Here is a 5194-nt window from a genome sequence, read left to right as displayed (position 1 = left end):
TTGGACTGAGGGTTTCGGGTAAAGCCCCTGGCGATGACCTACTCTCGCATGGCTTGAGCCACACTACCATCGGCGCAGCTGCGTTTCACTTCCGAGTTCGGGATGGGATCGGGTGGTTCCACAGCGCTAATTTCACCAGGGAGACGGTTGGAGCAGCGCTTGATAGCGCTCGTCTCGCATAGGTAACTTGTGACGTAGCTTGCGTTTGGTGATCTACCAACGTTCGTTGGGACCAAGGCAACTTGAGGTTATATGGTCAAGCCGCACGGATCATTAGTATCAGTTAGCTCAATACATTGCTGTACTTACACACCTGACCTATCAACCACATAGTCTATATGGTTCCTTTAGGGGGCTTGTGCCCCGGGAAGTCTCATCTTGAGGCGCGCTTCCCGCTTAGATGCTTTCAGCGGTTATCGCTTCCGAACATAGCTACCCGGCAATGCCACTGGCGTGACAACCGGAACACCAGAGGTTCGTCCACTCCGGTCCTCTCGTACTAGGAGCAGCCCCTCTCAAACTTCCAACGCCCATGGCAGATAGGGACCGAACTGTCTCACGACGTTCTGAACCCAGCTCGCGTACCACTTTAAATGGCGAACAGCCATACCCTTGGGACCGACTACAGCCCCAGGATGTGATGAGCCGACATCGAGGTGCCAAACACCGCCGTCGATATGAACTCTTGGGCGGTATCAGCCTGTTATCCCCGGAGTACCTTTTATCCGTTGAGCGATGGCCCTTCCATACAGAACCACCGGATCACTAAGACCTACTTTCGTACCTGCTTGATCCGTCGATCTTGCAGTCAAGCACGCTTATGCCTTTGCACACAGTGCGCGATGTCCGACCGCGCTGAGCGTACCTTCGTGCTCCTCCGTTACTCTTTAGGAGGAGACCGCCCCAGTCAAACTACCCACCATACACGGTCCCTGATCCGGATAACGGATCTAGGTTAGAACGTCAAGCACGACAGGGTGGTATTTCAAGGATGGCTCCACTGCAGCTAGCGCCACAGTTTCATAGCCTCCCACCTATCCTACACAGACGAACTCAACGTTCAGTGTAAAGCTATAGTAAAGGTTCACGGGGTCTTTCCGTCTTGCCACGGGAACGCTGCATCTTCACAGCGATTTCAATTTCACTGAGTCTCGGGTGGAGACAGCGCCGCTGTCGTTACGCCATTCGTGCAGGTCGGAACTTACCCGACAAGGAATTTCGCTACCTTAGGACCGTTATAGTTACGGCCGCCGTTTACTGGGGCTTCGATCAAGAGCTTCGCCTTGCGGCTGACCCCATCAATTAACCTTCCAGCACCGGGCAGGCGTCACACCCTATACGTCCACTTTCGTGTTTGCAGAGTGCTGTGTTTTTGATAAACAGTCGCAGCGGCCTGGTTTCTGCGACCCTCTTCAGCTATAGCTCGCATGAGCCACCAAAAAGGGTGCACCTTCTCCCGAAGTTACGGTGCCATGTTGCCTAGTTCCTTCACCCGAGTTCTCTCAAGCGCCTGAGAATTCTCATCCTACCCACCTGTGTCGGTTTACGGTACGGTCTTCGTGAGCTGAAGCTTAGGAGCTTTTCCTGGAAGCGTGGTATCAGTGACTTCGCCATAAAGGCTCGTCTCGGTGCTCGGTCTTAAAGGATCCCGGATTTGCCAAAGATCCAAACCTACCGCCTTTCCCCGGGACAACCAACGCCCGGTACACCTAACCTTCTCCGTCCCTCCATCGCACTCACGCGAGGTGCAGGAATATTAACCTGCTTCCCATCGACTACGGCTTTCGCCCTCGCCTTAGGGACCGACTAACCCTGCGTCGATTAACGTTGCGCAAGGAAACCTTGGGCTTTCGGCGTGCGGGCTTTTCACCCGCATTATCGTTACTCATGTCAGCATTCGCACTTCCGATACCTCCAGCAGACTTCTCAATCCACCTTCGCAGGCTTACGGAACGCTCCTCTACCGCGCATAAAACAAGTTTTATGCACCCCAAGCTTCGGTTCACTGCTTAGCCCCGTTAAATCTTCCGCGCAGACCGACTCGACCAGTGAGCTATTACGCTTTCTTTAAAGGGTGGCTGCTTCTAAGCCAACCTCCTGGCTGTCTATGCCTTTCCACATCGTTTTCCACTTAGCAGTGAATTTGGGACCTTAGCTGTGGGTCTGGGTTGTTTCCCTTTTCACGACGGACGTTAGCACCCGCCGTGTGTCTCCCGGATAGTACGTACTGGTATTCGGAGTTTGCAATGGTTTGGTAAGTCGCGATGACCCCCTAGCCATAACAGTGCTCTACCCCCAGTAGTATTCGTCCGAGGCGCTACCTAAATAGCTTTCGAGGAGAACCAGCTATCTCCGGGTTCGATTAGCTTTTCACTCCTAATCACAGCTCATCCCCGTCTTTTGCAACAGACGTGGGTTCGGGCCTCCAGTACCTGTTACGGCACCTTCACCCTGGCCATGACTAGATCACCCGGTTTCGGGTCTACTGCCCGCGACTATGCGCCCTTATCAGACTCGGTTTCCCTTCGCCTCCCCTATACGGTTAAGCTTGCCACGAACAGTAAGTCGCTGACCCATTATACAAAAGGTACGCAGTCACTCTTGCGAGCTCCTACTGCTTGTACGCACACGGTTTCAGGATCTATTTCACTCCCCTCTCCGGGGTTCTTTTCGCCTTTCCCTCACGGTACTGGTTCACTATCGGTCGGTCAGGAGTATTTAGCCTTGGAGGATGGTCCCCCCATATTCAGACAGGGTTTCACGTGCCCCGCCCTACTCGTCTTCACTGGAGTGGCCCTTTTAAATACAGGGCTATCACCTTCTATGGCCAATCTTTCCAGATTGTTTTTCTAAAGCCATTCCAGCTTAAGGGCTGCTCCCCGTTCGCTCGTCACTACTTAGGGAATCTCGGTTGATTTCTTTTCCTCCGGTTACTTAGATATTTCAGTTCACCGGGTTCGCTTCCAGCAGCTATGAATTCACTGCAGGATACTGCCGAAGCAGTGGGTTTCCCCATTCGGACATTGCCGGATCAAAGCTTGTTGCCAGCTCCCCGACACTTTTCGCAGGCTACCACGTCCTTCATCGCCTCTGACCGCCTAGGCATCCACCGTGTGCGCTTATTCGCTTGACCATATAACCCCAAGTTGCCTCGGAGCTACATGCCGTGTTGTGTGGGGTACAAAGCCACCAACGCGAACATACGACTCAATTATTTAGGGACTCGAAGTCCCCGCCTTAGCCTCAACGACACGTTTAGATAGATATCTCAAACGCTCGCTACGTCACAAGTTATAAAAGAACATGTATCAGCCTCAACGCTGATCCATATAAATTCTTAAGTGTGCACTACATTCAGAGTGGTGGGTCTGGGTAGACTCGAACTACCGACCTCACCCTTATCAGGGGTGCGCTCTAACCACCTGAGCTACAGACCCGAAGTCTTTTCACTCAATATGGTGGAGCCTGTCGGGATCGAACCGACGACCCCCTGCTTGCAAAGCAGGTGCTCTCCCAGCTGAGCTAAGGCCCCAAAAGGGACTTCGCATACCGACCTGTGCCGGTATGAATCTCTGAATGCAGGTAATTTGTGAGGACGCCCGCAAGACGATGACGTCATGCTCAAAAGGAGGTGATCCAGCCGCACCTTCCGATACGGCTACCTTGTTACGACTTCACCCCAGTCATCGGCCACACCGTGGCAAGCGCCCTCCCGAAGGTTAAGCTACCTGCTTCTGGTGCAACAAACTCCCATGGTGTGACGGGCGGTGTGTACAAGGCCCGGGAACGTATTCACCGCAGCAATGCTGATCTGCGATTACTAGCGATTCCGACTTCATGGAGTCGAGTTGCAGACTCCAATCCGGACTGAGATAGGGTTTCTGGGATTGGCTTACCCTCGCGGGTTTGCAGCCCTCTGTCCCTACCATTGTAGTACGTGTGTAGCCCTGGTCGTAAGGGCCATGATGACTTGACGTCATCCCCACCTTCCTCCGGTTTGTCACCGGCGGTCTCCTTAGAGTTCCCACCATTACGTGCTGGCAACTAAGGACAAGGGTTGCGCTCGTTGCGGGACTTAACCCAACATCTCACGACACGAGCTGACGACAGCCATGCAGCACCTGTCTCACGGTTCCCGAAGGCACCAATCCATCTCTGGAAAGTTCCGTGGATGTCAAGACCAGGTAAGGTTCTTCGCGTTGCATCGAATTAAACCACATACTCCACCGCTTGTGCGGGCCCCCGTCAATTCCTTTGAGTTTCAGTCTTGCGACCGTACTCCCCAGGCGGCGAACTTAACGCGTTAGCTTCGATACTGCGTGCCAAATTGCACCCAACATCCAGTTCGCATCGTTTAGGGCGTGGACTACCAGGGTATCTAATCCTGTTTGCTCCCCACGCTTTCGTGCCTCAGTGTCAGTGTTGGTCCAGGTAGCCGCCTTCGCCACGGATGTTCCTCCCGATCTCTACGCATTTCACTGCTACACCGGGAATTCCGCTACCCTCTACCACACTCTAGTGACCCAGTATCCACTGCAATTCCCAGGTTGAGCCCAGGGCTTTCACAACAGACTTAAACCACCACCTACGCACGCTTTACGCCCAGTAATTCCGAGTAACGCTTGCACCCTTCGTATTACCGCGGCTGCTGGCACGAAGTTAGCCGGTGCTTATTCTTTGGGTACCGTCAGAACAATCGGGTATTAACCGACTGCTTTTCTTTCCCAACAAAAGGGCTTTACAACCCGAAGGCCTTCTTCACCCACGCGGCATGGCTGGATCAGGCTTGCGCCCATTGTCCAATATTCCCCACTGCTGCCTCCCGTAGGAGTCTGGACCGTGTCTCAGTTCCAGTGTGGCTGATCATCCTCTCAGACCAGCTACGGATCGTCGCCTTGGTGGGCCTTTACCCCGCCAACTAGCTAATCCGACATCGGCTCATTCAATCGCGCGAAGCCCGAAGGTCCTCCGCTTTCACCCGTAGGTCGTATGCGGTATTAGCGTAAGTTTCCCTACGTTATCCCCCACGAAAGAGTAGATTCCGATGTATTCCTCACCCGTCCGCCACTCGCCACCCATAAGAGCAAGCTCTTACTGTGCTGCCGTTCGACTTGCATGTGTTAGGCCTGCCGCCAGCGTTCACTCTGAGCCAGGATCAAACTCTTCACTTAAAATTACATGCCCGAAGGCAAAT

Annotated in this window: 2 tRNA genes and 3 rRNA genes; all 5 read right to left on the bottom strand. The window is 53.6% G+C overall.

The window, feature by feature from the left end:
* Nucleotides 1–25: 25 nt before the first annotated feature.
* Nucleotides 26–140, bottom strand: a 5S ribosomal RNA gene (rrf, locus tag DYQ94_RS20585).
* Between the two features lie 112 nt (nt 141–252).
* Nucleotides 253–3133, bottom strand: a 23S ribosomal RNA gene (locus DYQ94_RS20580).
* 227 nt (nt 3134–3360) lie between these two features.
* Nucleotides 3361–3437 (bottom strand) — tRNA-Ile (locus tag DYQ94_RS20575).
* A 19-nt stretch (nt 3438–3456) separates the two neighbouring features.
* Nucleotides 3457–3532: transfer RNA gene (locus DYQ94_RS20570), tRNA-Ala, on the bottom strand.
* Between the two features lie 92 nt (nt 3533–3624).
* Nucleotides 3625–5171, bottom strand: a 16S ribosomal RNA gene (locus DYQ94_RS20565).
* The 16S, 23S and 5S rRNA genes sit together here with 2 tRNA genes alongside, the layout of an rRNA operon.
* Nucleotides 5172–5194: the final 23 nt, after the last annotated feature.

The sequence above is a fragment of the Xanthomonas sp. LMG 8993 genome, from assembly GCF_009835065.2.
In the GTDB taxonomy this organism is placed as follows: Bacteria; Pseudomonadota; Gammaproteobacteria; order Xanthomonadales; family Xanthomonadaceae; genus Xanthomonas; species Xanthomonas arboricola.
This window is presented reverse-complemented; position numbering and strand designations above follow the sequence as displayed.